General features: G+C 68.7%; 12 protein-coding genes. 11 read left to right on the top strand and 1 reads right to left on the bottom strand.

Annotated elements, in window-relative coordinates; translation table 11 throughout:
- Positions 1-142 precede the first annotated feature (142 nt).
- The 11 genes from chvE to LKO27_RS09265 all read left to right on the top strand — a co-directional run bounded on the left by chvE (position 143) and on the right by LKO27_RS09265 (position 16,257).
- Positions 143-1,342, top strand: a complete 1,200-nt coding sequence (gene chvE / locus LKO27_RS09315; protein ID WP_227737117.1) for a multiple monosaccharide ABC transporter substrate-binding protein — start codon at positions 143-145, stop codon at positions 1,340-1,342.
- A gap of 67 nt (positions 1,343-1,409) precedes the next feature.
- Positions 1,410-2,942, top strand: a complete 1,533-nt coding sequence (mmsA, locus tag LKO27_RS09310; protein ID WP_227737116.1) for a multiple monosaccharide ABC transporter ATP-binding protein — start codon at positions 1,410-1,412, stop codon at positions 2,940-2,942.
- Complete coding sequence (gene mmsB, locus LKO27_RS09305; protein ID WP_227737115.1) at positions 2,942-4,111, top strand: multiple monosaccharide ABC transporter permease; 1,170 nt, start codon at positions 2,942-2,944, stop codon at positions 4,109-4,111. The genes mmsA and mmsB overlap by 1 nt, the downstream gene beginning before the upstream one ends.
- 112 nt (positions 4,112-4,223) lie before the next feature.
- Positions 4,224-5,702 (top strand): bifunctional UDP-N-acetylglucosamine diphosphorylase/glucosamine-1-phosphate N-acetyltransferase GlmU, encoded by a 1,479-nt coding sequence (gene glmU / locus LKO27_RS09300; protein WP_227737114.1) that lies wholly within the window; start codon positions 4,224-4,226, stop codon positions 5,700-5,702.
- Between the two features lie 9 nt (positions 5,703-5,711).
- Positions 5,712-6,695, top strand: coding sequence for a ribose-phosphate diphosphokinase (locus tag LKO27_RS09295; protein ID WP_227737113.1), 984 nt, complete (start codon positions 5,712-5,714; stop codon positions 6,693-6,695).
- A gap of 1 nt (position 6,696) precedes the next feature.
- Positions 6,697-7,647: an L-lactate dehydrogenase gene (locus LKO27_RS09290; protein WP_227737112.1), complete on the top strand. Its 951-nt coding sequence runs from the start codon at positions 6,697-6,699 to the stop codon at positions 7,645-7,647.
- Positions 7,648-7,752: 105 nt separating this feature from the next.
- Entirely contained in the window at positions 7,753-11,124 is a 3,372-nt protein-coding gene (locus tag LKO27_RS09285; RefSeq protein ID WP_227737111.1) for a phosphodiester glycosidase family protein, read from the top strand.
- 181 nt (positions 11,125-11,305) lie between these two features.
- Entirely contained in the window at positions 11,306-12,052 is a 747-nt protein-coding gene (locus LKO27_RS09280; protein WP_370629967.1) for an ABC transporter ATP-binding protein, read from the top strand.
- Positions 12,052-14,469 carry an ABC transporter permease gene (locus LKO27_RS09275; protein ID WP_227737110.1) on the top strand — a complete coding sequence of 806 codons (2,418 nt, stop codon included), beginning with the start codon at positions 12,052-12,054 and terminating at the stop codon, positions 14,467-14,469. The genes LKO27_RS09280 and LKO27_RS09275 overlap by 1 nt, the downstream gene beginning before the upstream one ends.
- Before the next feature lie 85 nt (positions 14,470-14,554).
- Positions 14,555-15,451: a GTP-binding protein LepA gene (locus tag LKO27_RS09270; protein ID WP_227737109.1), complete on the top strand. Its 897-nt coding sequence runs from the start codon at positions 14,555-14,557 to the stop codon at positions 15,449-15,451.
- A gap of 59 nt (positions 15,452-15,510) precedes the next feature.
- Positions 15,511-16,257 (top strand): HEAT repeat domain-containing protein, encoded by a 747-nt coding sequence (locus LKO27_RS09265; protein ID WP_227737108.1) that lies wholly within the window; start codon positions 15,511-15,513, stop codon positions 16,255-16,257.
- Here LKO27_RS09265 and LKO27_RS09260 read toward each other — a convergent pair.
- Positions 16,217-17,317, bottom strand: coding sequence for a HEAT repeat domain-containing protein (locus tag LKO27_RS09260; RefSeq protein WP_227737107.1), 1,101 nt, complete (start codon positions 17,315-17,317; stop codon positions 16,217-16,219). The two genes, LKO27_RS09265 and LKO27_RS09260, sit on opposite strands and share 41 nt — an antisense overlap.
- Positions 17,318-17,358: the final 41 nt, after the last annotated feature.

Below are 17,358 nucleotides of genomic sequence, written 5' to 3'. Positions count from 1 at the left end.
TATCCAATTGATACCGTCCTTGGGCCGGATTCGGTTGTGGCGGGCCCGCCGGAGGTGGAGACTGCTGCCATCGCCGCGTTCAACGCGGCGCCAGACCGGCCAACGGGGGCTGGCCTGAATCCTTGGATCACAGGAGATTCTGATGGACCTGAACCGACGACACTTCCTCGGCCTGGCGGCCGTGGCCGCCACCACCGCCGCGCTCTCCGCCTGCGGCGGCGAGGGTGCCAGCACCGACAACCCAACCGTCGCTCCCACCGGCGGCGAGACCAGCGCCAGCGGCGAGGCGACCACGGCCGGCGAGACCACGGGCAGCACGGGTGCGGGTGGCCGGGTCGGCGTCGCGATGCCGACCCAGACCTCCGAGCGCTGGATAGCCGACGGCGACGCCGTCAAGAAGCAGCTCGAGGACGCCGGATTCGAGGTCGACCTCCAGTTCGCCAACGACGACATCCCCACCCAGTCCCAGCAGATCGACCAGATGATCACCCAGGGTGCCAAGGTCCTGATCATCGCCGCCATCGACGGCACCGCGCTGGCTCCCCAGCTGGACGCCGCCGCCGCGGCCGGCATCAAGGTCATCGCCTACGACCGCCTGATCCGTGACTCGGAGAACGTCGACTTCTACGTCTCCTTCGACAACTTCAAGGTCGGCGTGGCACAGGGCAGCTCCCTGCTCACGGGCCTCGGCCTCCTAGACGAGAGTGGTGCCGAGACCAGCGAGGCCGGCCCGTTCAACGTCGAGCTGTTCGCGGGCTCCCTGGACGACAACAACGCGCACTTCTTCTTCGACGGCGCGATGTCGGTGATCCAGCCCATGATGGACTCCGGCAAGCTCGTGGTCCCCTCGGGTCAGACGGACATCGAGCGCTGCGCAATCCTGCGCTGGCAGCAGGAGACGGCGCAGAAGCGCATGGAGGACCTGCTTACCGCCAACTACAGCGGTGGCACGGAGATCCACGGCGTGCTGTCCGCCTACGACGGACTCTCCCGCGGCATCATCACGGCGCTGCAGAACGCCGGCTACGCGCCGCCGAACATGCCGATCGTGACGGGCCAGGACGCCGAGATCGCCTCGGTCAAGCTCATCAACGACGACGTCCAGTACTCGACGATCTTCAAGGACACCCGCGACCTGGCCGAGCAGGCCGTCGCGGCGGCCGTCGCGCTGCTCGAGGGCAAGGAGCCCGAGGCAAACGACACCGAGACCTACGACAACGGCGTGAAGATCGTCCCGTCGTACCTGCTCGACGTCGTCACCGTCACCAAGGACAACGTCAAGGAAGCACTGATCGACACCGGCTACTGGACCCAGGAGCAGGTCGACTCGGGCGTCGCCTGACCGTCATCCATCACGGTCGGCGGGCGCCCTGGGTGCCCGCCGACCAGTCCTGCGAAAGGTGGCCGCCATGGCCGACGTGATCCTCGAGATGCGTGACATCACCAAGGAGTTCCCCGGGGTGAAGGCGCTCTCCAACGTCAACCTCGCCGTTGAACGCGGGGAGATCCACGCCATCTGCGGCGAGAACGGAGCGGGCAAGTCCACGCTCATGAAGGTGCTGTCCGGGGTCTACCCCCACGGTAGCTACGACGGAGAGATCGTCTTCGACGGTGAAGCGCGGCGCTTCGCCGACATCAACCACAGTGAGGCCGTCGGAATCGTCATCATCCACCAGGAGCTGGCGCTGGTGCCGACGCTGTCGATCGCCGAGAACATCTTCCTCGGCAACGAGGTGGTCCAGGGCGGCCGTATCGACTGGCACAAGACCAACGCCGAGGCCGCCCGGCTGCTGGCCCGCGTCGGGCTCGACGAGAACCCCACCACGCGCATCATGGACATCGGCGTCGGCAAGCAGCAACTCGTCGAGATCGCCAAGGCGTTGTCCAAGGAGGTCCGGCTGCTCATCCTCGACGAGCCCACCGCGGCCCTGAACGACACCGACTCAGCCCACCTGCTCGGACTCCTGCGCCAGCTCAAGGAGCAGGGCATCACCTCCATCATGATCTCCCACAAGCTGAACGAGATCATCTCCATCGCCGACGCCACCACCATCATCCGCGACGGCCTGACGATCGAGACGGTTCCCAGGGGCCCGGAGATGAACCAGAACCGCATCATCCGCGGCATGGTGGGCCGGGACCTCCAGCACCTCTACCCGGAACACACCCCGAGCATCGGGGAAGAACTGTTCCGCGTCGAGGACTGGTCCGTGATGCACCCCACCATCCCGGGACGGCTGGCCATCGACAACGCCAGCTTCGACGTCCGGGCCGGCGAGATCGTCGGGATCGCCGGCCTCATGGGCGCGGGCCGCACCGAACTCGCCATGAGTGTCTTCGGCGAGTCCTGGGGGCACAAGACCAGCGGCAAGCTGTGGCTGCGAGGCAAGGAGCTGCGATTGCGCTCCGCCGCCGACGCCATCGAAGCGGGCATCGCCTACGCCACGGAGGACCGCAAACGCTTCGGGCTGAACCTCATCGACGACGTCCGCCGCAACATCTCTGCGGCCTCGCTGCACCGCCTCGCAAGGAACGGCGTGGTCAACGCCAACGAGGAGATCAGGCGCGCAGAACACTTCCGCAAGAGCATGCGCATCAAGACGCCCACGGTGATGACCATCGTGGGCAACCTCTCGGGCGGGAACCAGCAGAAGGTCGCCCTGTCCAAGTGGATGATGACCGAGCCCGAGGTGCTGATCCTCGACGAGCCGACGCGCGGCATCGACGTCGGAGCCAAGTACGAGATCTACACGATCATCAACGAGTTGGCGGACCAGGGCAAGGGCGTCGTGGTCATCTCCTCGGAGCTGCCGGAGCTGCTCGGCATCTGTGACCGCATCTTCACCCTCGCCTTCGGGCGGATCACCGGGCAGCTTCCGAGGGAAGAGGCCACCCAGGAGAGCCTCATGCGGCTCATGACGAAGGAAAGGGAGGCTGCCTGATGGCTACTTTCAAGCAGATGGTCTCGGGCGGCATGCGGCAGAGCGGCATCTTCGTCGCCCTGGTTGCCATCGTCCTGCTGTTCCAGATCTGGACCGGTGGCATGCTGCTCAGCGCGGGCAACGTAACCAACATCGTGCTCCAGTACTCCTACATCCTCATCCTCGCCATCGGCATGCTCTTCGTGATCGTCGTGGGCCACATCGACCTGTCGGTCGGGTCGGTCGTCGCCCTCGTCGGCGCCGTCGCGGCCACGCTGGTGGTCAAGATGGGGATGCCCTGGTGGGTGGCGGTGCTCGCAGGCATCCTCACCGGTCTGGTGATCGGAGCCTGGCACGGCTTCTGGGTGGCCTACGTGGGCATCCCGGGCTTCATAGTCACGCTCTCGGGCATGCTGCTGTTCCGCGGGGCCACCTACATGGTGCTGGGCTCCATCTCGTTGTCGCCCATGAGCGGTGAGTACCAGCAGATCGCCACGGGCTTCCTGAACGGGCTCTTCGGCGGACCCGGCTACGACGTGTTCACGATCGTCATCGGGGCCGTGGCGGTCGTCGGCTACATCGTCAACACCATGCGGACCCGAGCCAACCGCATCAAGTACGAGCAGACCGTGGACCCGATGTGGCTGCTCATCGTCAAGCTGGCCGTCGTCGCCGTCGTGGTGATGTTCTTCGCATGGCAGCTGGCCAACAGCCGCGGCCTCCCGATCGTGCTGATCATCATGGCGTTCCTGATCATCATCTACGCCTTCATCTCCAAGAACACCGTCTACGGGCGCCACGTCTACGCCATCGGCGGCAACATCAACGCCGCCCGCCTGTCCGGTGTGAAGGTCTCGCGCACCATCTTCAGCGTCTACGTCCACATGGGCCTGCTCACGGGCATCGCCGGGGTCGTCTACTCGTCCCGCTCGAACGGTGCCCAGCCCGGTGCCGGCAACATGTTCGAACTGGACGCGATCGCGGCCTGCTTCATCGGCGGCGCCGCGGTGACCGGTGGCGTCGGCACCGTCGTCGGCGCGATCATCGGCGGCATGATCATGGCCGTCATGACCAACGGCATGCAGTTGCTCGGCGTCGACACCCCGACGCAACAGGTGGTCAAGGGCCTGGTGCTGCTGTTCGCGGTGGCCTTCGACCTGATCAACAAGCGCCGCGCCGCCTCCAAGTAGTGGCAGTGACGATGCCCCGGCCAGGCTTGCGGCCGGGCATCGTTGCGTGCTGCCGGGATCGTGGCTGATAGGCTCGCGAGGACAGCCTCCGGCCCGCAGCATTGGAGATTCGATGACTACAGATCACACCGATGATTTGAGCCCGGTTTCGGCCGTGGTGGTCCTCGCCGCAGGCGGCGGCACCCGGATGAAGTCCAAGAAGGCCACCCTCCTGCACGAGGTCTCCGGCAAGACGATGCTCAGCTACGCCGTCTCCGCCGCCTCCGCGCTCGACCCGGAGCGGCTCGTCGTCGTGGTGGGACACCTGCGTGACCAGGTTGCCGAGCACCTGCAGACCCTCTCCACGACGGTGATGACGGCCATCCAGGACGAGCAGCTCGGCACGGGCCACGCGGTCGCGGCCGGGCTCGACAGCCTGGGGGAGGTCCAGGGTGAGGTGGTGGTCACCTACGGCGACGTCCCGATGCTCACCGGCAGCACGCTGCGCAAGCTCGTCGCCATCCACCGTGCCCACCACAACGCGGTCACCCTCCTGACCGCCGACGTGGAGGAGCCCACCGGTTACGGCCGGATCCTGCGCGAGGGCGACAGGATCGTCGGGATCGTCGAGGAGGACGACGCCGACGACCAGCAGCGCGCCATCTCCGAGATCAACTCCGGGGTCTACGTCTTCGAGTCCGACGCGCTGCGCGCCGGACTGGGCGGGCTGCGCGCCGGACTGGGCGGGCACAACCTGACCGACGTCGTGCGGCTCGCCCATGAGCGCGGGGACCGCGTCGGCTCCCTGATGATCGACGACGTCTGGCAGACCCAGGGCGTCAACGACAGGGTCCAGCTCGCCCGCGTCAACCATGAGATGAACCGCCGGATCCTGGACGCCTGGATGCTCGCGGGCGTGACCATCGTTGATCCCGGTTCCACGTGGATCGACGTGGACGTGGACCTGGCGCCCGACGTGCTGCTGATGCCGGGCACCATCCTCCAGGGCGCCACCACCATCGGTGAGGGCGCCATCATCGGCCCGGACACCAGCCTCATGGACGTCGAGGTGGGCGCGGGTGCCGAGGTGGTCCGCACGCACGGCTCGTTCGCGATCGTGGGTGAGGGCGCCACCGTCGGTCCGTTCGCCTACCTGCGGCCTGGCACCCAGCTGGGCAGGGGCGGCAAGATCGGCACTTTCGTGGAGACCAAGAACGCCGTCATCGAGGGCGGCGCGAAGGTGCCGCACCTGGCCTACGTGGGGGACGCGTTCATCGACGCGGGCGCCAACATCGGGGCGGGCACCATCTTCGCCAACTACGACGGCGTCAACAAGTCCACCACCCACGTCGGCAGGGCGGCCTTCGTCGGCTCGAACTCGGTGCTGGTGGCGCCCGTGGACATCGGCCCGGGCGGTTTCGTGGCCGCTGGATCCACCATCACCGACGACGTCCCGGCCGGCGGCCTCGCCGTCGCGCGGGGCAGGCAGCACGTCGCCGAGGGCTGGATCGCCAAGCGCCGCCCCGGTTCCAAGGCCGACGACGCCGCCAAGGCCCACGACGGGACCATCCATCCCGCCGTCGAAGAATCCCGCGCGAAGCAGAAGGGCTGACCCGCACACATGACCCATCAGATCCACCACACCGCGAACAACAAACACCTCATGCTGTTCACGGGTCGTGCTTTCCCCGAGCTGGCCGAGGAAGTGGCCCGGCTGATGGGGGAGGAATTGGTGCCGACGAGAGCCCTCGCCTACGCCAACTCCGAGATCTACGTCCGCTTCGAGGAATCGGTCCGCGGCTGTGACGCCTTCGTCATCCAGTCCCACTGCGCGCCGGTCAACGAGTGGATCATGGAGCAGTTGATCATGGTGGACGCGCTCAAGCGCGCCTCCGCCAAGCGGATCACGGTGGTCTCCCCTTATTACCCCTACGCGCGGCAGGACAAGAAGCACCTCGGTCGCGAACCCATCTCCGCACGCCTGGTCGCCGACATGTACAAGGCCGCCGGCGCGGACCGGATCATGTCGGTGGACCTGCACGCCGCCCAGATCCAGGGGTTCTTCGACGGCCCCGTCGACCACCTGTGGGGGCTGCCCGTGCTGAGCGACTACGTGCTGGGCAAGTACGAGAAGTCGGAGATGACCGTCGTATCCCCGGACGCCGGGCGGGTGCGCCTGGCCGACATGTGGAGCGACGTCCTCGGCTCGCCGCTGGCGATCGTGCACAAGCGGCGCGACCACAACCGGGCCAACACCGTCGAGGTGCACGAGGTCGTCGGTGACGTCGACGGCAAGACCTGCCTGCTGGTGGACGACATGATCGACACGGCCGGCACCATCGTGCAGGCCGCCCAGGCGCTGCGGGACCGTGGCGCCAAGCGCGTCATCGCGGCCGCGACGCACCCGATCTTCTCCGGGCCGGCTGTGCAGCGCCTCAACGACGTCGGACTCGATGAGATCATCGTCACCAACACCCTGCCGCTCAGGGCCACAGAACCGATCAACAACCTCACCGTCCTGTCCATCGCGCCCCTGCTGGCCAAGGCCATCAACGCGGTCTTCAACGACGGCTCGGTCACCGAACTGTTCGGCGGTCAGGCCTGAGATGCCCGCCAGGCGCGTCCCCAAGGTGGCCGTCGTCGGCGCCGGGGCGGTGGGGTCCTCGCTCGCCTACGCCGCACTGATCCGCGGGGTCGCGCGCCACGTCGTCCTGCACGACATCAACCCCGCCAAGGTGCGCGCCGAGGCCCTGGACATGGCCCACGGCAGCCAGTTCTTCCCGCAGGCCACCGTCGAGGGCTCCGACGACGTCGAGATCACCCGCGGCTCCGACGTCGTGGTGATCACCGCTGGGGCCAAGCAGCGCCCGGGGGAGTCGCGGATGGACCTGGCCGCCTCCACGGTCAACATGATGAAGAAAATGATCCCGCCGCTGGTCGAGTGCTCGCCGAATGCGATCTTCCTGTTGGTCACCAACCCGGTCGACGTCACCACCTACGCCGCCCTGAAGATCAGCGGACTGCCCAGCAACCAGCTGTTCGGGTCGGGCACCGTGCTGGACTCGTCCCGGCTGCGGTTCCTCGTGGCCCAGCGCTGCGGGGTGGCGGTTCGCAACGTGCACGCCTACATCCTGGGCGAGCACGGTGATTCCGAGATCCCCATCTGGAGCAGCGCCAGCATCGGCGGCGTCCCGCTCCTGGAGTGGGAGCGGCAGACGGGGAAACTGGGGGAGTCGGCCCGCGACGAGATCGCCGACGACGTGGTCAACGCCGCCTACGAGGTGATCGAGGGCAAGGGCGCCACCAACTACGCCATCGGCCTGGCCGGCACGGAGATCATCGAGGCCGTGTTGCGCGACGAGAACCGGGTGATGCCGGTGTCCGGCCTGCTCGATGACTGGTACGGCATCTCCGACGTGTGCATGTCAGTCCCGACCATCGTCGGCGGCCACGGCGCGGGCCAGAGCCTGCGCCAGCCCCTCCAGGACGGCGAACTCGGGGCCATGCACGACTCGGCCCAGATCATCCGGGCCACGCTGGCCGACCTCGGCTTCTGACCAGCGTTAACCTGCCGGTCACCCTCCCGTCACCCGGGTGCCGCCTCCAGTTCTTGTACGCGGCATAGAAATTGTCATGGTCCCCGTCCCCCATCAGGAGCAGCCATGACCTTCCACATCCGCCCCCGCGCCGTCGGCGCGCTGGCAGCGACATCGTTGCTGACGTTGGCGCTGGTGGCGCCAGCGGTAGCCAACCCACCCGTCGAGGTGCCGGACGCGCACCTCGTCGTCGACGACGAGCAGCTGGCCCCCGAGGGAACCATCCTCACCCGCCGCGACGACGCCCCCGTCGTCCCCGGCGTTCACTACACCTCCTTCGACCGTTACGCCCCGGCCGGGTGGCTGCGTGGCGACCTGCTGACGCTGGACCTGACCAGCGACTCCTTCGAGCTCGACTACGTCAACTCGGGCAGCGTCGCGGAGACCGACACGCTGACCAACCAGCTGAACGGTGCGGGCGCCATCGCCGGCGTCAACGGCGACGGATTCGACATCAACGACACGGGAGCCCCGAACGGCCTGGGGATCAAGCGCGACGGTGAGGTCATCCAGGCCTACGCAGAAGGCACCCAGTTCCGGCGCGGTCCCAGCGCCATCATCGGCTCCGACGGCCTCGGCGAGGTGGCGCAGCTCTTCCTCGACGCCACCGCCACCGACGGTGAGTTCACCCACTCCATCGAATACCTCAACTCCCCGCGCGTGTCCGCCGACGCCATCGCCCTCTACACCGACGACTGGGGCGACGTCGCGCTCACCCGCACACTCGAGGGCGCCACGAACACCTGGCAGGTCCTGATCCGCGACGGGGTGGTCGTCTCCTCCGGCGCCACCGTCGACCAGGCTCAGCTCGCCGACAACGAGCAGGTGCTCGTCGGCCGGGACGGTGCCGTCGCCGAACTCGCCGAGTTCACAACGGGCGAGGCGATCACCGTCGAGTACGCCATGAAGGGCTCCGACGACATCGCCATGGCCATCAACGGCTTCTTCCCCGTCGCGCTCAACGGCGAGGTGGTGACCTCCAACGACACTGACCTCCACCCCCGCACCGTCCTGGCCCTCAGCGAGGACGGCTCCGAGATGGCGCTGCTCACCGTCGACGGCCGGCAGTCCACCTCGCGCGGCATGACGGAGGTGGAGACCGCCGAGTTCTTCCTGGGCATGGGCTTCGACGACGTGCTGAACCTCGACGGCGGCGGCTCGTCCCAGCTGAACGCCCGCCTGGCCGGCCAGGACGCGCCCGCCATCCGCTCGTCGCCCTCCGACGGCGGGGAGCGCCACACGGCCAACTCCATCGGCATCCTGCCGACCGCGGAGGGCTCCGGTGAGGCAAGGGACTTCTCCCTGGTCGCCACCAACTCCATGATGAAGGGCGCCGACGCCGACGCCTCGCGTGACCTCTACGTCATGACCGGCCTCAGCCGCGTCGTCACCGCGCAGGCCTACGACGAGACCTTCGCGCCCGTCGAGTCCGCCCCGGCCTGGAAGGTCCTCGGGGAGAACGCGCGCGTCTCCGCCACTTCGGAACCGGACACGGTGGTACTCACCGGTCGGGCCGCTGGAACCACAGAGGTCGTGATGGGTCAGGGTGACGCCTCCTCCCGCGAGGAGATCGTCGTGGTGGGCGCACCCGTGCGGGTGTCCACCTCCACGCCGCAGGTCAGCCTGGCGAGCATCGAGGCCAGGTCGTCGTTCCAGGTCTTCGGTCACGACGCGCAGGGCTTCTCCACCTGGGTTGAGCCCCGCGACGTCGACCTCGACTACGACGAGTCCCTCGTGCGCATCGAGGCCGTCGACGACCACTTCGTCGTCACTCCGCTGGTGGATTCCGGAGCGGCGGTCATCACCGTCGAGGTGGTGGGGCTGACCACCCAGCTGGCGGCGAGCATCGGCCTGGCCAGCACCGTCATCGACGACATGGAGTCCATGACCGGCTGGTCCGCGGTCAAGTACCCCTCCTACGTCGGTGCCTCGGCCTCCCTGGCCGTGGGAGAGGGACGCGACGGCGGCAACGCCATCGCGCTCGACTACTCGCTCACCGGCGGTACCGCCACCCGTGCCGCCTACCTGGCCAAGAGCCCGCGGCCGGTGCTCGAGGGCACCCCGCAGAAGCTCGGGGTGTGGGTCCACGGCGACGGCAAGGGCGCCTGGTTGCGCGCCAACATCTACGAGGCCACCGGTGGTGCCGCCAAGACGATCGACGTCGCCGCAGCCATCGACTGGACCGGTTGGCGCTACGTCGAGGCCAACCTCCCGGCAGGCCTGAACATGCCGATCTCGTTCTTCCGCTTCTACCTGGTGGAGACCGTCCCGGCCCGGCAGTACTCCGGCCGGGTCCTGTTCGACGACGTGACCGTCCGCTCCGCACCGACCATCCCGCCGCTGAGCGTCTCCAAGGAGATCAACCCGGCGCTGGTCGCCGACGGCGGCATCCCGGAGTCCTACTGGCGCTACGCGGTGCTCTCCGACGCGCAGTTCACCGCCGACGCCCCGAACTCCGACATCGTCGCCCAGGCCCGCCGCACGTTGCGCGAGGCGCTGGCGGCCGATCCCGAGTTCATCATCATCGCCGGTGACTTCGTGGACCGCGGTTTCGCCCGGGACATCGAACTGGCCAAACGGGTGATCGACGAGGAGATCGGCGACGCTGTACCCGTCCACTACGTGCCCGGCAACCACGAGTACGCCGGACCCGGCAGCCTGGCCGCGTGGAGCAAGGTCTTCGGCGAGCCGGCGCGCACCTTCGACCACCTGGGCACGCGCTTCATCATCCGCTCCACCCCCGGATACACCCTGCGCTCCGGCGGGTTCGAGCAGATCCTGGACCTGAAGGCCCAGCTCGACGACGCGGCCACCGACCCCGGGGTGAACAACGTCGTGGTCGTCCAGCACCACCCGATGACAGACCCGAGCGCCACCGGCGGCTCCGCGATCTCCGACCCGCTGGAGGCCGAGATGCTGGCCGACTGGCTGGCGGACTTCAAGCTGGCCTCCGGCAAGGGCGTCGCACTGCAGGGAGCGGGCGTAGGGACCTTCCACGCCTCCAGCACCGACGGCGTGCTGCAGCTGATCAACGGCAACTCCGGCAAGTCCCCGACGGCGGCGCCCGGCGAGGGCGGCTTCACCGGCTGGTCGCTCATCGGGATCAACCCCGAGGCCGTGGCCCAGCCCCTGACGGGACGCCGCTGGGAGGAGCCCGTCGAGTGGATCAAGGTGGCCATGACCCCGCACGTCGACCAGTTGGTGATCGACGCGCCGGCCACGGCCGCCGTGGGCGAGGCGGTCACAGTGACCGCGACGGTGGTGCAGGACGGCCGAGAGGTCCCCGTCGCCTATCCGGTGGCCGCGGACTGGGCGGTCTCGGATGGTGCCCGCTTCGACGCGGCGACGGGCCGGTTCGTGGCGACGGTGGCGGGCACCCACACGGTGTCGGTGACCGTGAACGGCGAAACCTCGCAGGTCAGCATCACCGTGGCCTGAGTGGGTCGGTTCCGGCCGGGGGCCGGGTCGGGGCGCCCAGCCCTGACCCGGCCCCTTGCCCTTGGGCAGGGGTCCCTCAGCCCGGGGTCATAGAAGGCGTCGCCCACCCGACGTCCCCGGGCCGATCCGCCGAGGGGAACACCGGCCATAGGTTCAGGGCGACCCTCCAGAAAGGCTCTCCATGACCATCGCAGCACCTCCCGCCGCAGCCTGCGGCACCTTCAACCTGACCAAGGTCTATTCCCCGAACAGTGATCGCCCGGTGGTCGCCGTCGACGGCGTCTCCGTGCAGATCCGTCCTGGCTCCTTCACCGCGATCATGGGCCCCTCCGGCTCCGGGAAGTCCACCCTCATGCACTGCATGGCAGGGCTCGACAAGGCGACGAGCGGGGACGCCTACATCGGTGGCCACAACCTGTCGGCACTGCCGGAGAAGCAGGTCACGCGGATCCGCCGCGACAAGGTCGGCTTCGTGTTCCAGTCCTTCAACCTGTTGCCCACGCTGACGGCGGCGCAGAACATCGCGCTGCCACTGGAACTGGCCGGGCGTCGGGTGGAGCGGCAGCACTTCGACACCATCGTGGATTCGCTCGGGCTCTCCGACCGGCTGACCCACCGCCCCAGCCAGCTCTCGGGCGGCCAGCAGCAACGCGTCGCCATCGCCCGCGCACTGGTGACCCGGCCGGAGGTGGTCTTCGCGGATGAACCCACCGGGGCACTGGACTCGCGCACCGGCACCGCGCTGCTGGAGTACCTGCGGGCAGCCTCCCGTGAGCAGCACCAGACCATCATCATGGTCACCCACGACCCGAAGGCCGCCGCCTACGCCGACCGCGCGCTCGTACTCCTCGACGGCCGCATCGTCGATGACGTGGAGGACCCGACTGCAGACCGCATGCTGTCCATCCTCGGAAGCCTGGGTGCCTGATGCTCAGGGACGCAGTCAACGAGATCCGGCTCCACCCGGGCCGGTTCGTGGCCACGCTGCTGGCCATCGCCATCAGCGTCGGCTTCATCGCCGCCATCTCCACCGTGGTCAACACCGAGTCCGAGGCCATCGCCCGCTCCAACTCCCTGCCCATGAGCAGGGCCGACGTCGTGGTCCTCGGGTACTACGAGGACGCCCCGGCCATCATCGAGGCCATGGAGAGCGTCGACGGTGTGGCCGCGGCCGCCACCGGTGAGACCAGCATGTCCATGCTCAGCGCCGGGGACGCCACCGTGTTGGTGAACCTGCTGCAGGTGCCGGCCGAGGAGTTCCGCTGGGCTGAGATCGCCGAGGGCCGCTGGCCCAGCGAACCCACCGAAGTCGCCCTCTCCACCGACGGGCTCTCGAAGCTTGGGGTCAAGGTGGGAGACGAAGTCCACCTCGGCAGCACCGACGGCCCCGCCGCGACGGTGGTGGGACGGACCCAGGACGCGAAGTCACTGTTCAGCGTGACGGCCTACACCGACCGGACCGGCACGCCGGAAGCCTCCAGTGCTGCCGGAACCTTCGTCGCCAAGGTCGACGGCAGCCGCGAGGTCGCCGACGTGATCGCGGACCTCGAGGAGAAACTGCCCGCGCCGGGCGACGCCGAGATCCAGGTGCTGAGCGGGCCGGAGGCCAGGCAGCAGATGCTCAACGACATGACCGGCGAGGTCGACATCTTCAAGTACCTGCTCTATGCCTTCGCGGCGGTGGCGTTGCTGGTGGGCATGATCATCATCTCCAACACCTTCACCATCCTGGTGACCCAGCGCCGTCGCCAGATCGGCCTGCTGCGCGCCGTCGGCGCCTCCACCGGACAGGTCCGGGGCCGGCTGGTCACCGAGGCCCTGTTGCTCGGCATCATCGGATCGCTGATCGGCGTGGCCATCGGCATCGGCGTGGCGGCCATCGCGGGCACCTTCACCGGCTCATTGTTCTGGGGTCTGGTGATCCGCCCGACCGAGGTCGGGGTCGCGATCGCCGCGGGCGTGGTCGCCACCATGCTCTCCGTCATGGGGCCGTCGCTGGCCGCCACCCGGGTTAAGCCGCTGGAGGCACTGCAGACCGTGCCGACGGCGTCGGAGGCCAAGCGAGCCGGTGCCGTCCGGATGGTGCTGTGCGCCCTGCTGCTGGCCGGTGGGATCGGACTAATAGCCTTCAGCCGGGCCGAGACCACCTATTCGCTGGTGTGGGCCATGGCCGCCGGGGCGCTGATCTCCGTGGCTGTCCTCGCAGCGGCCCCGCTCTACGTGGCACCGATCCTGCGGGTTCTCGGACGGGCGTTCGGGTTCGCCGGCCCGACGGTGCGGCTCGCGGCCGAGAACTCGGCCCGGAACCCGAAGCGTGCGGCCGCCACCACCGTGGCGCTGATGCTCGCCGTCGGGTTGGTGGTGACGCTGCAGGTGGCGGTCGCCAGTGTGCGCACCTCCGGCATGGCCGTGATCGACGAGGAGTTCCCGATCGACATCTCCGCACGGTCGCAGTCGGCTCTCGAGGAGGACCTCATCGCCTCAGTCCGGGACACCGACGGCGCCGCCCAGGTGGTCACGGTGGACAGCAAGCCGGCCTCGCTCGGCTTCGGCGACGTCCGGGTACGCAGCATCAACCCCGCGCAGGCAGAGCTGGGGCTTCCCGCTGACCTGGCCCTGGCCGATGGGGTCATCCTGATGAGCAAGGACTCAACGGATGCCCAGGAGATCCAGCTCGAAGGGGTCGACGGCCCGGTCACCCTGCGGGTGAAGACCGCCGAGAACGTTCCCTACGACCCGGCCGTCTCCGAGGCCACCTTCTCCGAGCTGGCCGGAGTGGCCGAGACGACCGAGGTGTGGGTGAAGCTCACCGACCGCACGTCGGCCACCGCGCTGAACCAGGTGACCAAGGCACTTGAAACCGGGGGAGACGGCCTGCTCATCGAGGGCGGTGCGGTCTTCGCAGGGATCCTGGAGCAGGTGCTGGGCGTGGTGCTCCTCGTCCTCACCGCACTGCTCGGCGTCGCGGTCCTGATCGCACTCGTCGGGGTGAGCAACACCCTGGGCCTGTCGGTGATCGAACGGCAGCGGGAGTCAGCGCTCCTGCGGGCCCTCGGCATGCAGCGCGCCAGCCTCCGCCTGATGCTGCTGACCGAGGCGTTGCTGCTGGCCGTCGTCGGCACTGTGATCGGCATCCTCGCCGGCGTCTTCTTCGGCTGGCTCGGGGTGTCCTCGGCCTTCCTGATGATGTCCAGCGACGTCAACATCGACCTCCACCTGGGGATCGACGTGCCGCTGACGGTGCTGCTCATCGTCGTGTGCGTCGCAGCTGCGGCCCTGGCCTCGGTGCTGCCTGGCCGACGGGCCGCCAACGCCACCCCGACCGAGGCGCTGGCAGCGGAGTGAGGTAGTGGTCATGGGGCGCGGGAACCGATTGCCGGGCCCGCGTCCCATGCTCGCGAAGACCATGATCGGCCGATACAGTGAAGGCGTGGCCACACCGCGGATTACTGAAGCCTCACTGAAGCAATTCGTCCTGGACCTGGGTGACAAGCACCCCCCGATCTCACTGGGATCAGCGGACCGGACGGTGCTCAACCCTGAGCGTGTCAAGGAGCGGTTCGCCGGGGTCATCGACTACCTGGCCCGCGTCGAGCTGGAGGTGGACCGCAACGTCCTGGAGCTGCTGACCATCCTCCCCAACGTCTCAGAGGTGGACAAGATCTTCTACCAGGACGTCTGGTACGACCAGGAGATGGCCCACGGCTACCTCCTGGACCAGCTCCAGGCGGACCTCGGGATGGAACCGGCGGAGCCCTTCATGACCATCCCGGTGCGGATGAAGCTGCTGGGTGCCCTGGCCCACTGGGAGCCGATCCACGACATCTCCCGCTTCCTGTACTACCTGACCGGAGCCTCCACCGAGCGCCAGGCCGTGATCGCCTACAGCGGCTTGACCAGGGAGCTCAAGCAGATGGGGGAGACGGCGATCGCCGAGACCATCATCCATCCCATCAAGCAGCAGGAACCGGGACACTTCGCCTTCTACCGGATGAGCGCGGAGAAGATGATCCAGGACGAGGAGCTCAGGCCCTGGCAGCTCTACGTGGCCCGGCTGCTGCGTTCGAAGAGCTTCACAATGGTCGGGGTCGACTATGTGAAGCAGTACCAGAAGCACTTCGGCGGAGTCATGAGGGCGCTGTCCATAGACCAGGAGATGGAGGTCTACGCCAAGGAGATCGGCCGGCTCGAGGCAAAGCTGCTGTGGGCCAACGAGAAGGGCATGGAGTTCCCGCCGTACTTCCTCAAGGCGCTGCGCGAGTCCGTCGAGCTCTACGAGGCACAGGGCAGCTTCGAGCGGCCCGACCCGAACAAATTCGTGATCTGAGTGCAACTGATGGCCTTGGGGTTGACCCTCACGTGGCGTCAGGTTCTAGGTTCACCGCTATGAGCAACACGACACAGTTCCTGTCGGAACTGACACATGAGGAGCGCAACGTCCGGCTGCGCGCCGCGATGGTTCTCGCAACCACCCACGAGCCCGAGGTGACCGACGCGCTGGTCACGCGGCTGACCGTCGAGAAGGACTTCCACGTCCTCGAGGACGTGACCTGGGCCGTCGTCCAGCATGGTGCCCGCGCGGTGCCCGCAGTGCTCCGACTGCTCGGCGCCGAGGAAGCCCTCGTCCGGCGGCAGGCGGCCCACGTCCTGTCCAAGCTCCCGGACAAGGCCCATGCCCCGCACCTGCACGGCGTGATCGCCGACGCGGATCCCGACGTCGCCATCAAGGCCTACCGGGCCGCAGCCAACACGGGTGCGCCAGAGGTCGTGCCTTCGCTGGCCGCCCGGCTCGGGGACGGCGACCAACTGCAGCGGGACCAGCTCAGCGTCGCCTTCGCGAAGCTGGGCACCGTGGGGGTGCCCGAGTTGGTCGCCGCCCTGGCCAGTGCGGACGCAGGTGTGCGCCTGCACGCCGCCGAGGCGCTGGCCCAGGTGGGGGATGTGGCCGACGACGCGGCGGCTGCCCTGCGCAGTGCGGCAACCGATCCCGACCCCGAGGTGCGGCTGGCGGCCGTGATGGCGCTGGGCGTGTTGTCGCCGGAGGCGGGTGACGCGGAACTCCGCGAGCTGGCAAGCTCCGACGACGCGCAGGTCAGCGCCGTCGCGCGGAACCTGCTCGCCGGTCGCGGGTGAGCCGTTGGGCCACCGCCCGGAGGCGGGAGTCGTCGGATCCCTGGGCGGATTCGACGGCGGCCGCCGCCGCCCGGCCCGGAGTCTGGCCCAGCGCCACCAGCGCCTCATAGCGCACTCCCGCGCTGGCGTCGCCGAGTGCCGCCACCAGGCCAGTGGCGGCACGCTCGTCTCCGATGAAGCCGAGCGCCTCCGCGGCACGTCGGCGCGCGGGCTCGTCGCCGTCGGTGAGCAGGCCCAGCAGCCCCGGAACCGCGGCCGAGCCGACGGCCCCGAGCGCCAGGATCACCGGGTCGGGGTCCGGCGCCTCGCCCAGCCGAACCACCAGCAGGTCTGCGGCTCGCTCGCCCCCGATGGCGCCGACCGCCTGCGCAGCCTTCGCCGCCACGTCGGCGTCGGCGTCACGAACGAGCGGCGCCAGGTCGTCGAGGACCGACGGATCGCGGAGCTTTCCCAGGACGTGCGCGAACTGGTGGCGCACCCCCGGATCAGGGTCGTCCAGCTTCTCTACGACCGGGTCGATCGCCGCCGTCCCGTGGTGGGCCAGCGCCCAGGTGAGGGCTTCCCTTACGCCGGGTTCCGGGTCGGTGGCCAGCCGCTCGACGAGTTCCGCCACGCTCGTTCCCGACGGCGCCTCCAGCGCGGCCCGGAACCTGACGTCTGCGTCGGGGTGGCGCAGCCGCTCGGTCAGGGCCACCACCTCCAGCACCTCCTCCCAGCCGGTGGTGGCGGCCGCGCGGAGCCGCGTGAGCCGACGCAGCAGTTCCTGCTCGGCGGCGATCCGCTCCTGGACCGTCTCGATGTGGCGTTCCAAGGCCTCGGCCGCGTCGAACTCGCCGGAGTCGAGGGCGGCGGCCACCTCGTCGAGGCTGAGTCCGAGGGACTTGAGGTGCTGGATCCGCAGCAGCCGGCGCAGGTCGTCGGCAGAGTAGAGGCGGTAGTCGCTCGCGGACCGGCCACTCGGGACGAGCAGCCCGCGCTCGTCCCAGTGGTGCAGGGTCCGCACGCTCAGCCCGGTCCGTCTGGCGACCTCGCCCACCCTCAGCCACACCTCGTCGTCCATGCCTCCACGCTACTGGCCACCCGGCCCGCGCCGGTTGGGTT

Origin of the sequence: Tessaracoccus sp. OS52 (assembly GCF_020687685.1) — a bacterium.
Lineage (GTDB): Bacteria > Actinomycetota > Actinomycetes > Propionibacteriales > Propionibacteriaceae > Arachnia.
The sequence above is the reverse complement of the archived record's forward strand: the minus strand, read 5'-3'. Positions and strand labels throughout refer to the sequence as shown.

Coding starts and splice junctions, on each gene's coding strand:
- LKO27_RS09295 (WP_227737113.1), top strand. CDS start 5,712: ATGACCCATCAGATCCACCACACCGCGAACAACAAACACCTCATGCTG.
- mmsA (WP_227737116.1), top strand. CDS start 1,410: ATGGCCGACGTGATCCTCGAGATGCGTGACATCACCAAGGAGTTCCCC.
- LKO27_RS09260 (WP_227737107.1), bottom strand. CDS start 17,317: ATGGACGACGAGGTGTGGCTGAGGGTGGGCGAGGTCGCCAGACGGACC.
- LKO27_RS09275 (WP_227737110.1), top strand. CDS start 12,052: ATGCTCAGGGACGCAGTCAACGAGATCCGGCTCCACCCGGGCCGGTTC.
- chvE (WP_227737117.1), top strand. CDS start 143: ATGGACCTGAACCGACGACACTTCCTCGGCCTGGCGGCCGTGGCCGCC.
- LKO27_RS09290 (WP_227737112.1), top strand. CDS start 6,697: ATGCCCGCCAGGCGCGTCCCCAAGGTGGCCGTCGTCGGCGCCGGGGCG.
- LKO27_RS09285 (WP_227737111.1), top strand. CDS start 7,753: ATGACCTTCCACATCCGCCCCCGCGCCGTCGGCGCGCTGGCAGCGACA.
- LKO27_RS09280 (WP_370629967.1), top strand. CDS start 11,306: ATGACCATCGCAGCACCTCCCGCCGCAGCCTGCGGCACCTTCAACCTG.
- mmsB (WP_227737115.1), top strand. CDS start 2,942: ATGGCTACTTTCAAGCAGATGGTCTCGGGCGGCATGCGGCAGAGCGGC.
- glmU (WP_227737114.1), top strand. CDS start 4,224: ATGACTACAGATCACACCGATGATTTGAGCCCGGTTTCGGCCGTGGTG.
- LKO27_RS09265 (WP_227737108.1), top strand. CDS start 15,511: ATGAGCAACACGACACAGTTCCTGTCGGAACTGACACATGAGGAGCGC.